We start from the raw sequence: 19,771 nt of genomic DNA on the forward strand, positions 1-19,771 counted from the left end.
TATTGCTCCTAAATTAATTTGCTTAAAATGGGCCCTACTGTTTGAGAAATTGTTGCTAAAGCAGATAACAAGTTAATCACATTGACTCCTCTTTCTATTACTACTTTACCAAACCCCTGCTGCATCATTTTTTTATCTAACGATTTTAATTCATCAATTTGTGTTGTAATAGTCTCTATTAATTCATCTTGACTAACAGTTGAATCTAATGAAATAACTAACTCAATAAAGTATTCTACTCTAATTATTAATAGTTTAGAATTAAGTTGCTTCTCTATATATAAACCTCGTTGTTCTATATGATTTTCTATTTCTATTTGTAAATTAGGGTCTGAAATATTTAATATCATTTTTTTTGTTTGTTCATCATACTGAGCAAAAGCTATTAAATCTAAAAAATCTTTCTTCCAATCCTTGTTTTCTTCAGGATAAAGTAATTCTTTTTTTATTTTTAAATTCCTTACTCTAGTTTGAGTTATTCCTAGTTCTTTACTAAGAAGGTAATCTGAATCTGCGTTAAAAAAACCTTCTGCTTTTTTCTTGATTTTATTTTGATAAAAAAACTTAAACATTAGTAAATCTATTTCAGTTTTTGAGGTTAAACCAAAGTTTTTTTGATAGTATTTTTCACATATTTCATCAAAATACTTTAATTTTTCTGAATCTGAAAATTCAACTTTAGGATTCATTAATTTCCCTCCTTCCCATATTTACCTTTACTTTCTTCTATTGTATATTTTTTACCATTCTTCTTAATCTTATTTCTAATAATCTCCTCAACACTCAAACCTAAATCATCTGCTAACATCAATGAATAAATCATCACATCAGCTATTTCATCTTTGATATTTTCTAAATCGTCTGCTATGGCTTCTTCACTTGTTTTCCATTGGAAGTTTTCAAGTAGCTCAGAAGCCTCTAATGAAACTGATAATGCCAAATCTTTGGCATTATGAAACTGTCTCCAGTCTCGCTCATCTCTAAATTGATTGATTTCTTTAATTAGCTCATCCATAATTAAATCCCCCTATAGTCCAACTCTTTCTCTAAATAATCTCTCAACACTCTTATCTTCGAAATAAACCGCACAGCCATCAATTCCTCTTGAAAGGAGTACATAATAGATATTCAATATATACTCAGTTAGTTCATACAAGTTAAATGTCTCTTTCAAAGGTGTTCCACCAACATCTTTATAATTTTCTGGTACAGCTATAATTTGACCATCTTTTACTGTTAAATCATTTCCAATAATAACTCCTGAATAATTTAAATCATAGCCTTGAATAGCATGAATAGAACCAATTTCATTTTCTGAGTTTGGTTTTTTCACCCAATCTTCATAAGTTGAGTTCCATCTCTTTTGAATACCATCCACATTCCAATCGTAAGGTAATTCTTCGCTTTTTTTACCCTTGTTATCTTTTTTCCCAATATTGGATAGCCATTCTCTGCAATAACCTGCAATCACTCTATTAGTTGTTTTGGGATATGCATGAGAGTATTCATCTACATAATCAACAACATCATTAAATGTATCTACAATTTTGAAATAGTCATCTTTAAAAACATTAGAATTAAACTCTTTATCTTCACTTAGTTGAAGCGCATATAAAATCCCCTTCAAGAAATCTTCTCCTGAAAAATCTCCATTTCCACCAATTCTAAACTGTTGCATTAACAAAAGTTTTTTATAATCCTTTGTAAGATTTCTTATCTCTGATGGTCTAATATTTTGTGGTTTTATACCTTGATAAGGGTCATATAACAAAACTAACCCATCAGTTATTTCTTCGAGAAGTGTTATTTCCTCATCACCTTCACCCAAATGTCTTCTTGCATTGGGATGCCCTTTACGATAGTGTTGTTTCAATTTATGCGCTTCATCAACTATGATGATATCAAACTGCTCATCATTATTTTTTGCATCCATAATCAGCTGAGAACCTGTTTTAACGGATAATCTACCACTTAATCCTATTGATTTAAATATCAAATTAAATTGCTTAGTTAAATTTCCTGTGGTAATTAAGCCTATTCTTAAATCAGCGTATTTTTCAGCTAAAGAAAAAGCTAGATTTGTAAATAAGACAGATTTACCTGAACCTGCTGGTGCTTCAACTAAATATTTCTTTGTTATATCTGTTTCAATTTCATTAACAATTTCTTTCTGCTTTGGTGATAGCTGTTTAAATGGTGAATACTTAAATAATAGACTTTCTCTTAACTCTTCAATATTAGGATTATGAACTAATTTTAAATTGTAAAGTTCATTATGCCATAAATTAAAGAACACTTCTGTTAAAATCATTTCTTTATTTTTATACACCAACTCACTCTGTCCGTTATTACCATTTGCAAAAACAAACTTAGTAGTATTAGCTTCTGCAATCATATAATTTAGAATTAATGACTCCAAATCCAAAATAGCTGATTTATCAAATAGGTTAGAATATATTACCAAACAATCTGTATAGTCTCTATAATCTACTTTAGGATTCAACTCAGCTAAATGCTCATTGTGTCTTCTAGTGAAACCGTTTGTTTCACCAACGTAAACCTTTTTCTTCTTAATATTAAAATAAATATAAGTAACAGGATTATTATCAAGTACATTAGCATGAATTTTATCTAGCTTACTAACTATTTCACCATCTTTAAGGGTTAAATTTAAAACTCTATAATTTGCCATTTCCATCACTCCAACTATTAATTTAGAAATTCCATTACTTTTTCTTTTGTTGTATTATCTTTAAACCAGATGTATATACCTTTCCTTGCACGAGTCATCAATACTCTATAAGTATTTAAAACTAGTTCCTTAACTTCCACTGGATTCCCAAATTTAGGGATAAACTCATTTATATTATAGTCTTTACCATCTTTTTGAACTATCCAATGCCCCTTTAACCTATCATATTTTTTTAAAATCCCTTCATATTGTTGAACTATTTCCCTAATGAATTGAAAATCCTGACTTTTATTCAAATCAACTATCCAATCATTTTTTTGGGGTGACCAAATTAAGTCATTCCAAAAAATATAACCCACATAATCAAAATCAAGTCCCTGTGCTGTATAAATACAGCCGATTCTATCTTTATGATGTATTTCAATTTCTGAATACCATTCAAATTGTTCTTTAATAGGATTCCAAGGTTTAGAAAAGTTTTCTTTAGAGATGATGACATCATTTTTATTAACATTCTTAGTCCATTCCCAACAAAATGGAGCAAACCACTGAGCTTTTTCATAATTAATTATATGATGTTCTAACATCATATCAATATCATTCAGACTATTTAAAACTCTTATGTCATAACCACTAATGTCTTCATATTCATTAGCTACAGGATTCAAATTGAATAAATCATTTATCCTATCCACATAACTACTTTGATACAAAGACCTCTTTTGTATAGACAGGTATTCTTGGTGCAATCTAATGTCCATTTGACTGCTCTGAACATACTCATAAAAATTGTCTATCAGCCCTTCTTCATTAATTCTTACTCGTTGTCTGTCATCTTGAAGAACAATAACAAATTTCACATTATTCTTAATATATAAATTATCTAAAACTTGATTTAAATTTTGTAATCTATGAGCTTCATCTATAATTACTAAATCAAATTGACCACTTAAGTTATTGACATAAGGCATATATGTTTCAGTATGGCCACTAATGATAGCATTTAATATACGACTGGTTACCGCAAAAGCAACTGATTTTGACTTAGTTAAGTCAATATAGCGCTTAAGCAAATACAAACCTAAGTAGGTTTTTCCAGTTCCACAATCACCACTTATTATTATCAAGTGTTTCTGATTTTTTTCTCTAAAAATGTCAGAAACTCTAACAGAAACGTCTCTTTGCTCATCCAAGAGAGGGCTAATTTCATCTGAATTTAATGCTTTTACCAAATTTTCATACCCTTGTTTTTCCATTGAATACTGACCACTAATGATTAAGTTTGTAATAGTCGTAGAATCACTATTTTCAAACGTATCAGCTAACAATTTTACTAACTGGTTGTCTTCACCCTTAACAAAACAATTGCTCTTTTTCGAGTTATAGATACTATACTGATTAGCAAATAACTCCTCTTTATTTTGGAAATTATGAAGATACTGTACCTCCATAATTTCTACCTGATTGTTTCCTAAATTTGAATGATTACACTTCAAATGATTTCTATAGGTATGTGTTTGAGCGATTGGATGACTCCTAACACTTATTTCTTCATCAACATTAGAAAGCTTCACAGATGTGCTAGAATCCTTATAATTTGTATCGATTGATTGCCACTGCTTTAGTTCAATTATCATCGCAGTTGGTCGATTAGTTTCTTTATGTAACCCAACTAATAACGCATCAATCCTTGAATTTAGAGGTGTTTCATATTCTAATATTAAATCCAAATTTGTTAATCCTGCTTCATTAATTAGATTAATCAGAATAGGCAATGAATTTTTCCATGATAATATTTCATTATCATTAAATTCAATAATAGTCTCTTCAAATGATTTAAATTTCATCAACATCTTTTCAGCCAATTCTTCCTTAGACAAATTTATTAAGCTAGAAACTTTATCATAAAAATACAACATAATTATTACCACCCACATCTAATATAGTAATAATTGTATCATAATAGCTACAAAAAATCGTATAATTATAAAACAAAAAACTCCTGAAATATCAGGAGTTTTTTATCAACATTCTTAAAAATAGAATATTATGTATTACTGACTAGGATTCATTTTGTAGTTAATAATATACTATTTGAGCCTTTATTTCTGATACATTATTCAAAAAATTTATTTTATTTGAATAATCCTCCCCACTGTAAACAAATAGTTTAATCTTTTCTAAATTATCTAATTCGTTGATAATATCTACAATCAGTTCTTCATCGGCCTCTAAACTATGACCTAAAATAATCAACTCTTTAACATTAGTAAAGTCAATATTCATACTAATTGGTGCTGGACTGAAATTGTTTATTTCACCATAATCATTAATAATTGGTGATATTTGTTGAAGTCTTTCATTCCTTAATTGTTCATCCAACAAGAGGGGATAAATAATGGGGTCTACTTTTCTAAATCTATTAAATGTAGACCATCCTTTTTCTTTATACCATTCATTAATATAATCAAAAAATTCTTTATTAAGTGCTGGTGAATAATCAAATACATATCCTCCTCTACCACTAAACATTCGTCTTACATGAGATTTAAATTCACTCATCTCTTTTTCTAAAGCTTTTTTACTTAGTCCAAGGCTAATAAGATATCGTTTAAAATTTAGTTGTTCTCTTAATTTCTTTTTATCAAAAACCGTCGCTTCTGACATGATACCCGTTTGTTCGACACGTTGCTTATATCCTAGTACTATTTCAGATTCCATTAATGAACCATGAACATAATAAATGCAGCTTTTTACATACTTTTCAACTGTACCTGTATAATTAAAATTTATTATATTTGTATCAAAATCTAGGATTTTTTTTACACTACTTTTTAACTCTATAGTTTTATAGTCTTCTCCCAAAAGATATTCCATCAATAAGGTATTCATTTTAAAAAATATCGTGTTTATTTCTTCTATTTTTTTTAGAAGAACTTCTTCGGTAAATTCATCGTCCCTTTTTATAATAGTATTAAAATATTGTTCTTGCCATTTTGCTGTAATTTTATCTATTGCATCTTCAAATGAATACCACGTTTTTGGATGAACTTCACTTTCAATAAGTATTTTTTCCCATTCTTTCTTAATATCTATCGGTAACGTATTTGCAAAATCTAAATATCCTGTTTTAAGCCCGTGAGATATATCAAATCCATTTCCAATTATTGCTAATTTATTTTTCATTAGATTCCAGTTCTTTCTTTAAAATAAGAATTTTATTTGGTTTTAGTCTTATCTTTGATGCATTTGTTCCTCTCTTTGTAAACAAAACAAATTAAACTGTTCTCTATGTTCCTCATAACTATAGCTTTGATATTCATCAAAATTGTCATATGTTAAAAAATAATATAGTAAAGATATAAACACACCAAAATGCCCCCAATAAAGACCTGTTTGTACAGTCCAGAAAATATCTTTTCTATCATAAAATACGTTAGCTATTTTAACGTATAAATCAAATTGCTCATTAGTTAAATTAAACCATTCTGTGTTTAAAATTCTTCTCTCAGCTAGTTTAGCTTTAGTATCAGGATTATCCCAATCTTCAAGATACTCATCTTCTATAGCTTTTACGAATCTACCTACAAAATTGCTAAAAATATCCGCTATTCTTACACCTGAACAATCTTTAGATTTTACACTTTTTACACTTTTAAAATTGAAAAACCGTTTTGCAACTGCTTCAGTTCTCTCTTCTCTATCTATAATTAAATTAACGGATTTAATTTTTATTTTCTTCTCCTCAAGTAAAAAGACCAGTCCATTTAAAGAGTGACTGTAGTCCCACTCATATTTTTCTTTTGATTTTAAATTTAATAAACTATTTGACAAAATAGTCCTTATTTCTCGAATGGCCCTCTCCTCTTTTTCTTTTCGTTTTATTCCTGAAATATTATTCTCAACATCATCTAATAGATTCATAATACAATTATAAATATCAGATATTGTCGAATCTGAATCGAACAATACTGATATTAACTCTTCATTTCTATAATGATTTAAAAATTTACTTAATGAATATCTAAAAGCTTGCTCATCAGCTATCAAAGAAATACTACTATTTGAAAAAATAGAATTGATTACATGCTCTAATTTATTCATTACTGAAATTTGAAAAATCCAATTATTATCAATCAAATCAAAAAAATTATTATATATTTCTAGCGTTTTTTCATTAAATGATGATACTCCGTTTTTAAAATTAGGTTTATTTATTGTTGTTCCTTTAAACATAGCAGAACTATCAATTCCTAGAATTTCTTTTGCTTGATTTTCAAATTCATTAAAAAGCCTAATATATTTTTCATGTTGATGCTCTAAAAAAATAATTTTAGCAGTGAAAAAATTATCTCCATTCTCTTTTTGTTCAATATTCATTTGTCCTTTTTCTTTAGATTCGGTTATTTTTCTATCATGAAATGCTTCATCATAAAAACAGATATAAAATTTTTTCTTTTTGGCCACTTTAATCTCTCTCCTTTTTCATCTCTAATTCTATAAATCATATTTCTCGCCACATCCAACTCTTTAGAAATCTGTGTTATAGGAGCATCTTTCTCCAATATCTCAACAATCTTTTCATACGTTACACGTTTTTGTTTATCTGTTGAATCAGCACTATAAGCCAAAGGACGACCTTTGTATTTACCTTTTTATTTCGCCAACTCAATACCTTGCCTTTCACATATCTGTTTACGCTCATTCTCAGCTGTATACTTAAACAATTCAATGATTAAGTTATTTAGTAACCTTCTCAAGTTATCGTCCTGTATTCCGTTTAGAGATGGCAAATTAAGGATTTCAAGAGTTGCACCTTTATCTTGTACCTGATTCATAATACTAGTAATTTCTTTATTATTTCGTCCTAATAATATGTGTATAAACCAATAATTTAATAGACATTTATTTCAGTTACTCATCAATAGCTCTTACTTTTTTTATGTACTTTCTTTTTTGCGTTCCATGCAATTCTATAACCATCTCTAAACCATACTCATTTAGTTTTTTATCAAAATACTCTTTGTTATTATCATATTGATTATTAATAAAACTTTGAATAGACTTACCTTTCCCTATTCGTCCAATTGATAACTTAGTTTCCACTATCTCATTATCAAAAAACTTTCTGATTTCTTTGCATTTTTCTTTTATTTTCATTTGCATTTTAATTGTTGTAGAATTGGCTTTGGGTTGTATAACTTTAAACTTTGTTATTTCAAACGCATTTTGTATTAAATCTACAAGTATAGTAGCAATAAATATATATATTTTTTCTTCAGATTGTAAATTTCTCAAATCTGTTCGCATAATAATTTGTATTAATTCGTTTAGTATCTCCCTCATATATATTTTTTGTAGCTTTTCATCTACAAACCAACCTGAATTTTCTAAGTTTTCTTGATTTATTAGCTCTCTAAGCCTATAGTCTAAACGTTTACTGTAGAGCACACTTGCAAATGCCCGATAATAATTGGGGGGCTTTATCGGTAGTGAAGTTATATATATGGATGTTAAACTGTTCAATTCATTACTTCCTCTAGTATTAAATATATGTTTAGACACATATTCAATATCATTGTAGTTTTGATTCCTGTCAATCTTAATCTTAAATGCTTCAGCATCAGATTTTTTTGGAATTAATGGTACGTCTCTTAACTTAAAGTCGTTTTTCACTTCAGAAATATCGTGAAGAATTTGTTTTGAATATAGTATTTTCTTTGTATCACGACGAGAAGCTGATGAATTAATATTTCGTATTATTATATCAGCTCTCTTATAGTTAATAGAGTCTGCCACTTGCTTTATAACAAAGCCTAGCTGGCGGTATTTTTCCGTGAAGTAACTAGCCGTTCCATCCATAATTAATATATCACTACCTAATATATTAAAATCTATTTTATTGGCTACTATTATTGTTTTGGGGTTACTATCTTGTTCTGGTGTAAAAAAACCTACATTATCATGATAGTATAAAGCCTTAAAACACATAAATCTTTTTATAAACTCTCTTTCAAAAATCTCTCCACTTTCTATTTTCTTTTCAATTTTTTCAAAGAACGTATTGAATGATTCCCTATCTTCTTTCGTTTGATGGTTAATTAAAGCTTTGGTTTCGCAACTGGTATTCGCCAATTGTTCTTGAATAATCAACATCTGTATCATACATCTAATAAATGTTTGATAAAGAATTATATTAGACGTATAGCCTTCCTTATAGGGCATTTTTATTTGATAGGACGTTTCCTTAGAGTAATCATATGCTTTCTTAATTTTTTGTTCATCAATCCACGAATTATCATCAACTTTAAATTCTTCATAGTAAAATAAATTGGGTTCTTCATCTATGATTATTTTTCTTTTTTCTATCGAATCTAATTCAAGTAATTTTTTTATTTCTAAATCTGACTTTTTTAATCCAAACTGTTTATTTAGAATCAAATTTTCTAATCTTGCATGTGTAATAGTAATAATTTGTTGATATTTACTTGTTGAGTTCATATTTTGATTCTCTTGGTTTACGTTCAATAGCTTTCTTTTTACTACTTTTTTTGAGTTCAAATTTAATAAAAATTCTTCCATCAAATATTGTTGTTCAATTTCTTTAAACACTAGTAGTAAAGATTCTTTGGTATTATTTATCAAATAGTTTACAAAGCAATATAACGCGGTTGTTTTCCCATGACCTGGTTTTGCATCTAGAACTATATTATTATTATTATTATTATTAATATTAATAAAATCGTAATATGATTCTACACATTGTTCAAACGAATCTAAATTCAACTTAATATTCAGCTCTTCTAAATACCCTATACATTCTTTTACTACCTTCTTTTTTTCGTCCATTTAATAAGACCTCCTCTATCCTCATAATTTCTCTATATAATAAATAATATTATTAGGATGTTAATGTTGTAAATATATATACAGTGTTAGTATTTCCCTAATTTAATTTGAAGATGTTTTTGATTGCGGAAAATGATTATGCGCGATTTTTGCGCGTAATCGTTTTCGCGCGGCTCTAAACTTAACGCGCGGTCTTCGCGTTGAGCTTAGAGACGGAGTCTTTTGGGTTTGTCTTTTCCTTTGATAAATAAGTATTTATAAACACATACTAACATTATCTGAAATAGTCTTCACATAACCTCGTTAATTGTTTATTTTCATAGTTATCATTAATTAAAAAGTCTAACATTAACTCTTCTATTTCGTCACTTCGTTCCATGTATGATAAATATTCAAAATAGCTTAATCTTAATTCTTTATATAAATAATTCTCTGTCAATATGGAGTATAAATCTATTAATAATTCTTCCTTATATATACATAAAGTTATGATAAACTGCTCCATATCTTCAAAATAATTATTATCTAATAATACTTCACTTGTTAATCTAGTTAATATTTCTATATCAGTAATATCATATTTTTCTAAAAAACTTTGCACGTAACAGAACTCATCAATAGAAGGGATTTTATTTATAGTTAAATTATTAAAATTACTATTAAACCCTTTGTACACATTGTTTTCTTTGTATGGTTCAATAACAAAACATTCTAGTGGTTGCTTTCTTTCATATGCTATAGTAGCTTTGTGATGCCCATCCAATAGACATCCTAGAAAACCTGAAAAATTAATAACTAATCCACGCCCAAGATAAGCTTGTTGCCTATAGTCACCTAAAGTATCCTTTGAATACAGTTCAGATGCTTGAGTTGGTAGCATGTAACTTGTTGATGCATCTACTGAGATTATTCCATCATAGCCTCCTAGAGCTCTATAGTAACTGTCCGAAGAAGCAGTTAACGGTTTATCAGTAAATTCAGAAAAAACCATATTTTCACCAAATGTTAGAAAAATATATCTTAAAGATACAATGTACTTCGCACTTGGTAATAATGATAAAATAGGAACATTAACTTCTACCAATTCATTAAGGCTTATACTTTCATTATTCATTGCCTCTCTATAAGACGTCATAATACTTTTTATTTCAACGGTACTAGAAGAATTGAAATGTTTTCTAATCATTCTTTCACATGTAGGACACCAATAATTTTCATCTGTAGCAGTATAAAGTAAGCTATTTTTGTATGTAAGCAATAAATCAATAAAATAATCCGAGTGTTCTTTACTGCTATTAAAATAATTATTGACTGATTCAAATTTTAATTGGTTTTTTCCTCTGATAACCTCAATCACAACAGAATCATGTAATTGTAAAATATTAGTCGTATCAAATTCTATATTCTTTAAAACTTTTACCTTTGTATTAAACATTTCTCACCTCCACAAAATACATAACTATCTTTATTATACCAAAGACCTACATTGAAATGAAAACGATAACCTAAAAAAACACGTCATATAATCATTGACGTGTTCTAAATTTGAACCCTACTATTATTATCTAAGATTTTTAGCACTTTATTATCTATAAATACGGTTCAAAAGTAATTATACTTTTTATAGCGTATATATACGTAGGTCACTTTTTTAAAATAGTGGGGAGCAACCAGTCCAAAATCAAAGCTTTCACTATCCTTTTATCTTAGTAGATATAGGGACTCATATCCCAAAAAGTTGTAATATACTCCTCGTTATCAAAAATGAAGTAATTACTATACTCTTCATTTTTACTACTTATTGTTCTGTACTCCAAAACCTTAAAATTTTCATTTCCTTCAAGTGAAGATACTGTTTCTAATCTGTCCTCTGCAATTTCAATAAATTGTGAGTACCCCACCTCATTAACAGCATCTCTAGAAATATCTCCTGTTTTTCTTGGTAGTTCTAAATTTTGAATGACACCTTCAATAATCGCCTCCATATCTTTGGTTTCAGTTATTATTGTTTTAGGATTACCAAGTTCTTTTATTAAATCCTTTGAAGAACCGATGGTATCAGTATCAAATTCAGTCATTTTACTGTAGGGAACAGGTTCTTTCTGACCTGAAGCTCCGCATCCCACCATCGTAAAAGCCAATATCCCAATAATAATTAACCCACTTATTATTTTTTTCATTATTTCTTTCTCCCTTATATTAGTTTGTAACTATTCTTTACAACATCTCTAACAGTTAGATTGAGTTTTGTATATGTAAGTCAATTTTTATTCATTTTCTTCTTTTGTTAATTGTGGCTCGAATATAGGTATATCTGATATCTTTTTATCAATACCTAATTTATCTACATTCTTAGCAAGAATCGCAATATTAAGAAATAATCTCAAGAACATTTGATAAAAAATAAAGAACAGCCCTGCATAAATAGCTCCTTGTACCAAGTAAATAGACTTTCGTTCTTCAATTTCTATTGAGTATATATATTCTGTTTCGACAGATGATGTATATAGGATGAAGTATCCTATAAAAATTAGTATAGGAGTAATAATTCCCACCATTTTATAAAATTTGATTGAATTTAAACCGTAATTTTTTTGCATCGTTACTATCTCCTTAATTTTATTTTAGTAGAACGGTAAATGTGGTAATGGCTTTTTCTGTTTTTTCATTCATCATATTTGGTAGAAAACACCCCCTCTCTTTTTAAGTAAGTTTCAACAGATAATCGTTATTATATTCTCTAGCAAAGTAAATATTTCAACAACTTCGAATATGTTCATCTTCAAGAATGAAGTACTATATGTTTCTTAGAACCTGTTATTCTCCCTACTAGTGACTCTATAACCACAGTGAGATGAATCCTATTGTGCTTAATTAGCTAGTTTAATTTTCGAATAGTTTAGCAGTTCCATTGAGTCTGTAGAAATTCTAGTGCATTTATGCACCTTTTATCACGAGATACTAATTTAGTTTTTGTATCAATCATATGAGTTTCTTTTGATTTTCGACTACTTTCTACTAATTTAGATTATTACTCACACTACCAGCAAAGAAAGTTAATCTGATAAATACGATAATATAAGAATAGCTAATATTATTAATATTTTACTGAACCATAATTATCACAAAACAGATAACGGAGTGGTAAGTAGTCCTTTCTGAATTATTTCATCCGATGACATCGATTCTAAGTAACGTTGAGTTATCTTAATATTAGAATGTCCTAGAATTTTAGATAAAGTATAAATATCTTGTCCGTTTTTGATGCTTGTTTTAGCAAACCAATGCCTGCAAGTATGTGGACTGCATCGTATAGTATCCCTTATATTAGTATTAACGGTTATCTCTTTAAAAATAAGCTCTATTGTTGCGTTTGTAGAAATGTTATTACCTTTTTTTGTTAAAAATAAGGTGTCTCCAATATCATTACTTCTAATTTTTTTTATATAACTATCCCTTGCTTTTCGATACTTTAAAATTTCCTTTTGAAGTTGCTTGCTAGTTGGTATTACACGCCACTTATTTCCTTTTCCACAAACTTTAAGATAGTTATCATATACATGATTAACTTTTATAGACCTTAATTCCGAGCATCTTAAACCAGTATCTAGCAACATATAGACAATCAGTCTGTTTCTTATACTCAAATAGTCCTTTTTATTAAAGTATGAGAGTAATATTTTTATTTCATCATCATTAAAAGTCTCAATTACCATTGTTGGCTCTTTCAACAGCTTAATATTAGTTATACAATTTTCTTTAATATATTCTTCCGAAAATAAGTAGTAATAAAATGCTTTTAGCGCTTTAAGGATAGTATTGATGTAGGTCTCTTTATATCCTTTATCTAGCATTGATAATACAAAACGCTTAAAATGTATTTTCTTAATCTCACTAACTTCTTGAAAGTCACAGCTTTGATTCACCCATCTCCAAAATATATTAATATTAATCTCATATGTTTCAATTGTTCTTTTGGATAAATTTCTAATTTGACAATCTAGGATAAATTCTTCAAGTAATTCTGTAGACAACACAAAAAAGCCCTCCTTTCTAATTGTATTTAACAATTAAAAACAGAGAGCTTTTCCAATTATTACATAACATATCCGCAAAAAATTACTGGTCATGTATTGCTAAATAGAAACACTTTTTCAGCAATTTTTTACAGAAAGTATGTAATATTAGTAATTGGTATAGTTAGAATTTAACTTCTTACAAGCTTATTTTTTTAAGTTGTAGAAAGAGTTGATTCCTTTGTATACAGCAACGTCACCTAATTGGTCTTCGATGCGTAATAATTGGTTGTATTTAGCGATACGGTCAGTACGGCTTAATGAACCTGTTTTGATTTGGCCAGCGTTAGTTGCAACAGCGATGTCAGCGATTGTTGAATCTTCTGTTTCTCCTGAACGGTGAGAGATAACTGCAGTGTAGTTAGCTTCTTTAGCCATTTCGATAGCTTCGAAAGTTTCAGTTAAAGTACCGATTTGGTTAACTTTGATTAAGATTGAGTTACCGATACCTTTTTCGATACCTTCTGATAATTTAGTTGTGTTAGTTACGAATAAATCGTCACCTACTAATTGAACTTTGTCGCCTAAACGTTCAGTTAATAATTTCCAACCATCCCAGTCATTTTCATCCATACCGTCTTCGATAGTGATGATTGGGTATTTGTTAACTAATTCTTCTAAGTAGTCAACTTGTTCAGCTGAAGTACGTTTAGCAGCGCCTTCACCTTCGAATTTAGCGTAGTTGTAAACGCCGTCTTCGTAGAATTCTGATGATGCACAGTCAAATCCTAAGAATACATCTTTACCTGGCTCTAAACCTACAGCTTTGATAGCTTCTAAGATTGTTTCAACGCCGTCTTCAGTACCTTCAAATTTAGGAGCGAAACCACCTTCGTCACCTACAGCAGTTACTAATCCACGTTCGTGTAAGATTTTTGATAACGCGTGGAAGATTTCAGCACCCCAACGTAAAGCTTCTTTGAATGTTGGTGCTCCAGTTGGTAAGATCATGAACTCTTGGAATGCGATAGGAGCATCTGAGTGAGATCCGCCGTTAACGATGTTCATCATTGGAGTTGGTAATACTTTAGTGTTGAATCCACCTAAGTAGTGGTATAAAGGAACTTCTAAGTAGTCAGCAGCAGCACGTGCAGCAGCAATAGAAACACCTAAAATAGCGTTAGCTCCTAATTTACCTTTGTTTGGAGTACCGTCTAATTCGATCATAGCGCGGTCGATTCCCATTTGGTCACGAACGTCAAAACCGATGATAGCTTCAGCGATTACGTTGTTAACGTTGTCTACAGCTTTTTGTACACCTTTACCTAAGTAACGACCTTTGTCGCCATCGCGTAATTCAACTGCTTCGTATTCACCAGTTGAAGCTCCTGAAGGAACCATTCCGCGTCCGAAAGCACCACTTTCTGTGAATACTTCTACTTCGATTGTTGGGTTACCACGTGAGTCTAAGACTTCGCGTGCGTATACGTCTGTAATAATTGGCATATTATTCTCTCCTTTGAGTTGTTGACTAGGGATTAATCCCTAGTCTATTTTAGTTGTTTTTTATGAAACTTTCAATGATAACCTTGGTTTTCAGTGATTATTTCTTAATAATTAATGATTCACCAGTCATTTCTGCTGGTTTCTCAATATTTAATAAATCAAGCATTGTTGGCGCAACGTCAGCTAAACGACCGTCATTACGTAGTTCAACGCCTTTTTTCGTTACGATAACTGGTACAGGTACGGTTGTGTGAGCAGTATGAGGTTTACCTTCTGGTGTACACATTGTTTCTGAGTTACCATGATCGGCAAAAATCACTGCATAACCACCTTTTTCAAGGATAGCATCTACAACACGACCTAAGTTTTCGTCTACAGCTTCAATCGCTTTGATTGTTGGTTCTAACATTCCTGAGTGACCAACCATATCAGGGTTAGCGAAGTTTAAAATGATTGCATCATGTTTGTCAGCTTCAATATCAGCGACTAATGCATCCGTTACTTCATAAGCACTCATTTCAGGTTTTAAATCGTATGTTTCAACTTTAGGTGAGTTGATTAAAATACGACTTTCACCTGGGAATTCTTCGTTACGTCCACCGTTCATAAAGAACGTTACGTGAGGATACTTTTCAGTTTCCGCAATACGTAATTGTGATAAACCAGCATTTGAAAGTACTTCACCAAGAACATTTTTCATTTCAATTGGTGGGTAAGCAACTTCAGCTACAATACTTGGATTATATAATGTCATTGTAACGAATTTTACTGTTGGGTGGTTATCGCGAGCGAAATGTTCCCACTCTTCATCAGTAAAGGCGTTAGATAATTGAATCGCACGGTCCGGACGGAAGTTAAAGAAGATAATAGAATCATCATTTTTAACTGTCGCTACTGGTTGGCCATCTTTTTCGATGACAACAGGTACGATAAATTCATCATTTACGTTGTTTTCGTAAGAATCTTTAACTGCTTGAACTGGATTAGTTGCTTTTACGCCTTCTCCGTCAACGATTGCTTTGTATGCTTTTTCAACACGTTCCCAACGTTTGTCACGGTCCATTGCATAGAAGCGTCCTGAAACAGTCGCTACGCTACCGTAGTTTAACTCTTCCATTTTAGCAACTAATTGTTCCATGAAGCCTAAACCTGAAGTTGGTGATACGTCACGTCCATCCATGAAGGCATGTACGTAAGTATTTTTAACTCCACGATCTTTAGCTGTTTCTAATAAGGCATATAAATGATTTTGATGACTATGTACACCACCATCAGATAATAAGCCGAATAAATGTAAGTCTGTTCCTTTTTCAATGGCATTATCCATTGCTGAAAGTAAGACTGGATTTGTTTGAAATTCACCATCTTGGATAGCTTTATCAATTCTTGTTAAACTTTGATACACAATACGACCTGCACCAATGTTGGTATGACCTACTTCTGAGTTCCCCATTTGACCTTCAGGAAGACCTACGTCTAATCCTGCAGCTTTCATTGTGCTATGAGGGAATTCAGCCATGTAGCGATCATAATTTGGTTTGTTCGCTTGTGCTACTGCATTACCTACGACTTCGTCACGTACACCGTAACCGTCTAAGATAATGATTGCTACTGGCGCTTTACTCATTATTTTACTGCCTCCAATAATGCTAAGAATGACTCAGCTTCTAAACTAGCGCCACCTACTAGGGCACCGTCTACGTTTTCTTTAGCCATGTATTCAGCGATGTTTTCAGGTTTAACTGAACCACCGTATTGAATGCGTACTTTTGATGCTACGTCAGAACCGTATAATTTTTCAACAGTTGCGCGTACAACGCCACAGATTTCATCAGCAATGTTAGCATCTGCTGATTTACCAGTTCCAATAGCCCAGATTGGTTCATAAGCGATAACCATAGAGCTTACTTGCTCAGCAGTTAAATCAACTAAACCATTTGTGATTTGTCCTTCGATCCATTCAGCTGTTTGACCAGCTTCGTAAGTTTCTAAAGATTCACCACAACAGAAGATTGGTGTCATACCATTAGCAAAAATAGCTTTCGCTTTTTTGTTAATATCTTCGTCTGTTTCGTGGAAGTATTCACGACGTTCTGAATGTCCAATAATCACATATTGAACACCTAAGTCAGCGATTGCTGCTGGTGAGTTTTCACCAGTGAATGCTCCAGCATTTTCAAAGTAAGTGTTTTGTGCTGCTAATTTAACATCAGTTCCTTCTAAGCTTGATGCTAATGGTGCTAAAAATAATGCTGGTGAGCCGATAACAGCGTCTACCACATCGTTTGATGGTACATTACCTTTCACTGCTTCAGCAAAGCTAACAGCTTCTGCTAAAGTTTTATTCATTTTCCAGTTTCCTGCAATAATAGGTTTACGCATTTGCATATGCCTCCTAGTAATTTTTAATTATTTATTTGAGATAGCTTCAACACCAGGTAATTTTTTACCTTCTAAGTATTCTAATGAAGCTCCTCCACCTGTAGAAATGTGTGAGAATTTGTCAGCGTATCCTAATTGGATAGCAGCTGCAGCTGAATCTCCACCACCGATGATTGTTGTAGCGTCTTCTAAATTAGCAATCGCTTCACAAACACCAACCGTACCTTTAGCGTAGTTAGACATTTCAAATACGCCCATAGGTCCATTCCATACAACTGTTTTAGCACCAGCTAATAATTCAGTATATAATTTGATTGTTTTTGGTCCGATATCTAATGATTCTTGATCAGCTGGAATTTCTGAAACGTATGTTGGAGGAATATCAGCAAACTCTTTAGTTACACCAAAATCAACAGGTAATACTAATTTGTCGCCAGCTTTTTCTAATAATTCTTTAGCTAATTCGACTTTATCTTTTTCAACTAAAGATAAACCAACTTCTTTACCTTGTGCAGTCATGAATGTATATGACATACCACCACCGATTAAGATTTTGTCAGCTTTTTCGATTAAGTTTTCGATTACACCAATTTTATCTGAAACTTTCGCTCCACCTAAAATTGCTACGAATGGACGTTTTGGTGCATCAACCGCCCCACCAATAAATTCAATTTCTTTTTCCATTAAGAAGCCAGCAGCTGTTTCTAAGTTAGACGCAATACCAACGTTTGAAGCATGCGCACGGTGAGCTGTTCCGAATGCATCGTTTACAAATACATCACCTAAAGAAGCCCAATATTTACCTAATTCAGGATCATTTCCGCTTTCTTTTTTACCATCAATATCTTCAAAACGAGTGTTTTCAAATACTAATACGTCGCCGTCTTTCATGTTAGCAATAGCAGTTTCTAAAACTTCTCCACGAGTTTCAGGTACGAATGTTACTTCTTTACCTAATAATTCGCCTAAACGAGCTGCAACTGGAGCTAAAGATTTGCCTTCTTTATCTTCTTCAGTTTTTACACGACCTAAATGTGAGAACAGAATTGCTTTTCCACCTTGTTCGATAATATATTCGATTGTTGGTAATGCTGCAACAATACGGTTATCATCAGTGATGACACCATCTTTCAATGGTACGTTAAAATCAACACGTACAAGTACCTTTTTATCTTTCAATTCTAAATCTTTAACAGTTTTCTTAGCCATAAATTTATTGCGCCTCCTTGGAAAATCCTCTATTGTTTTTTTAAAAGAAAAGCGAGGAAGCGCGTAGCTTCCCCGCTTATATTTCGGTTATATTAACCTAATTTTGCAAAGTATTCTAAAGTACGAACTAATTGAGCAGTGTATGACATTTCGTTATCATACCAAGCAACAGTTTTAACTAATTGTTTGTCGCCAACTGTCATTACTTTAGTTTGTGTTGCGTCGAATAATGATCCGTAAGTAATTCCGATGATATCAGAAGAAACGATCATGTCTTCGTTGTAACCGTAAGATTCGTTAGCAGCAGCTTTCATCGCTTCGTTAACTTCTTCAGCAGTTACTTGTTTGTCTAAAACAGTTACTAACTCAGTTAATGATCCAGTTGGAACAGGAACACGTTGAGCAGCTCCGTCTAATTTACCGTTTAATTCAGGAATTACTAAACCGATAGCTTTAGCAGCACCTGTTGTGTTAGGAACGATGTTAGCTGCAGCAGCACGTCCGCGACGTAAGTCACCGTGTGGAGCATCTAATGTGTTTTGGTCACCTGTGTAAGCGTGGATAGTTGTCATTAATCCTTCAACAATACCAAATTTGTCTTGTAAAGTTTTAGCCATTGGAGCTAAACAGTTAGTAGTACATGAAGCACCTGAAATAACTGTTTCTTCACCAGTTAAGATTTCATGGTTAGTGTTGTAAACGATTGTTGGTACGTCATTTCCACCTGGTGCAGAAATAACAACACGTTTAGCGCCACCTTTTAAGTGTTTTTCAGCGCCTTCTTTAGATGTGAAGAAACCAGTACATTCTAATACGATTTCAACACCTAAGTCGCCCCATGGTAATTCTTCTGGGTTACGGTTAGCTAATACTTTAACTTCTTTACCGTTAACTTTGAAGAATCCTTCGTTTACTTCAACTTCACCGTTGAAACGTCCTTGAGTTGTATCATATTTTAATAAATGAGCAAGTGTAGCTGCATCTGTTAAATCGTTGATTGCTACTACTTCAATTCCTTCTACTTCTTGGATACGACGGAACGCTAAACGTCCGATACGTCCAAAACCGTTAATACCTACTTTTACTGTCATGTGAGATTTCCTCCTTTAGAAAATCG

The 19,771-nt window shown here is 31.4% G+C and carries 17 protein-coding genes and 1 pseudogene; all 18 read right to left on the minus strand.

The features are described 5' to 3' along the window. Nucleotides 1-8 precede the first annotated feature (8 nt). The 18 genes and pseudogenes from E4Z98_RS05180 to gap all read right to left on the minus strand — a co-directional run bounded on the left by E4Z98_RS05180 (nt 9) and on the right by gap (nt 19,745). Nucleotides 9-689 carry a hypothetical protein gene (locus E4Z98_RS05180; protein ID WP_135254659.1) on the minus strand — a complete coding sequence of 227 codons (681 nt, stop codon included), beginning with the start codon at nt 687-689 and terminating at the stop codon, nt 9-11. Continuing rightward, complete coding sequence (locus E4Z98_RS05185; protein ID WP_135254658.1) at nt 689-1,015, minus strand: nucleotide pyrophosphohydrolase; 327 nt, start codon at nt 1,013-1,015, stop codon at nt 689-691. Before E4Z98_RS05185 ends, E4Z98_RS05180 begins: the two co-directional genes overlap by 1 nt. A gap of 12 nt (nt 1,016-1,027) precedes the next feature. Then, the gene (locus E4Z98_RS05190; RefSeq protein ID WP_135254657.1) at nt 1,028-2,692 is read right to left on the minus strand and encodes a DUF2075 domain-containing protein; all 1,665 of its coding nucleotides are present in this window, start codon (nt 2,690-2,692) and stop codon (nt 1,028-1,030) included. Between the two features lie 17 nt (nt 2,693-2,709). Continuing rightward, nucleotides 2,710-4,611, minus strand: coding sequence for a DNA/RNA helicase domain-containing protein (locus tag E4Z98_RS05195; RefSeq protein ID WP_167790928.1), 1,902 nt, complete (start codon nt 4,609-4,611; stop codon nt 2,710-2,712). A gap of 160 nt (nt 4,612-4,771) precedes the next feature. Beyond that, entirely contained in the window at nt 4,772-5,878 is a 1,107-nt protein-coding gene (locus E4Z98_RS05200; protein WP_135254655.1) for an AbiH family protein, read from the minus strand. A 48-nt stretch (nt 5,879-5,926) separates the two neighbouring features. Then, complete coding sequence (locus E4Z98_RS05205) at nt 5,927-7,159, minus strand: hypothetical protein (RefSeq protein WP_135254654.1); 1,233 nt, start codon at nt 7,157-7,159, stop codon at nt 5,927-5,929. Further along, the gene (locus E4Z98_RS05210) at nt 7,096-7,323 is read right to left on the minus strand and encodes a hypothetical protein (protein WP_135254653.1); all 228 of its coding nucleotides are present in this window, start codon (nt 7,321-7,323) and stop codon (nt 7,096-7,098) included. The genes E4Z98_RS05205 and E4Z98_RS05210 overlap by 64 nt, the downstream gene beginning before the upstream one ends. Nucleotides 7,324-7,350: 27 nt before the next feature. Further along, nucleotides 7,351-7,563 (minus strand): annotated as a pseudogene (locus E4Z98_RS05215) (recombinase family protein); the annotation flags it as partial. Between the two features lie 43 nt (nt 7,564-7,606). Then, nucleotides 7,607-9,541 (minus strand): hypothetical protein, encoded by a 1,935-nt coding sequence (locus E4Z98_RS05220; RefSeq protein ID WP_135254651.1) that lies wholly within the window; start codon nt 9,539-9,541, stop codon nt 7,607-7,609. A 274-nt stretch (nt 9,542-9,815) separates the two neighbouring features. Beyond that, nucleotides 9,816-10,976 (minus strand): hypothetical protein, encoded by a 1,161-nt coding sequence (locus E4Z98_RS05225; protein ID WP_135254650.1) that lies wholly within the window; start codon nt 10,974-10,976, stop codon nt 9,816-9,818. Nucleotides 10,977-11,247: 271 nt separating this feature from the next. Then, nucleotides 11,248-11,721: a hypothetical protein gene (locus E4Z98_RS05230; protein WP_135254649.1), complete on the minus strand. Its 474-nt coding sequence runs from the start codon at nt 11,719-11,721 to the stop codon at nt 11,248-11,250. Between the two features lie 87 nt (nt 11,722-11,808). Further along, nucleotides 11,809-12,141 (minus strand): hypothetical protein, encoded by a 333-nt coding sequence (locus E4Z98_RS05235; protein ID WP_135254648.1) that lies wholly within the window; start codon nt 12,139-12,141, stop codon nt 11,809-11,811. Nucleotides 12,142-12,663: 522 nt separating this feature from the next. Continuing rightward, complete coding sequence (locus E4Z98_RS05240; protein WP_167790927.1) at nt 12,664-13,578, minus strand: tyrosine-type recombinase/integrase; 915 nt, start codon at nt 13,576-13,578, stop codon at nt 12,664-12,666. Nucleotides 13,579-13,764: 186 nt separating this feature from the next. Then, the gene (gene eno / locus E4Z98_RS05245) at nt 13,765-15,063 is read right to left on the minus strand and encodes a phosphopyruvate hydratase (protein ID WP_135254646.1); all 1,299 of its coding nucleotides are present in this window, start codon (nt 15,061-15,063) and stop codon (nt 13,765-13,767) included. A 97-nt stretch (nt 15,064-15,160) separates the two neighbouring features. After that, a complete protein-coding gene (gene gpmI, locus E4Z98_RS05250) occupies nt 15,161-16,690 on the minus strand; it encodes a 2,3-bisphosphoglycerate-independent phosphoglycerate mutase (protein WP_135254645.1) in 1,530 nt (509 codons plus the stop codon). Next, nucleotides 16,690-17,445, minus strand: a complete 756-nt coding sequence (tpiA, locus tag E4Z98_RS05255; RefSeq protein WP_135254644.1) for a triose-phosphate isomerase — start codon at nt 17,443-17,445, stop codon at nt 16,690-16,692. Before tpiA ends, gpmI begins: the two co-directional genes overlap by 1 nt. A gap of 27 nt (nt 17,446-17,472) precedes the next feature. Beyond that, nucleotides 17,473-18,654, minus strand: a complete 1,182-nt coding sequence (locus E4Z98_RS05260; RefSeq protein WP_135254643.1) for a phosphoglycerate kinase — start codon at nt 18,652-18,654, stop codon at nt 17,473-17,475. A 92-nt stretch (nt 18,655-18,746) separates the two neighbouring features. Next, the gene (gene gap, locus E4Z98_RS05265; RefSeq protein ID WP_135254642.1) at nt 18,747-19,745 is read right to left on the minus strand and encodes a type I glyceraldehyde-3-phosphate dehydrogenase; all 999 of its coding nucleotides are present in this window, start codon (nt 19,743-19,745) and stop codon (nt 18,747-18,749) included. Nucleotides 19,746-19,771: the final 26 nt, after the last annotated feature.

Source organism: Vagococcus xieshaowenii, from assembly GCF_004792515.1.
Classification (GTDB): Bacteria; Bacillota; Bacilli; order Lactobacillales; family Vagococcaceae; genus Vagococcus_A; species Vagococcus_A xieshaowenii.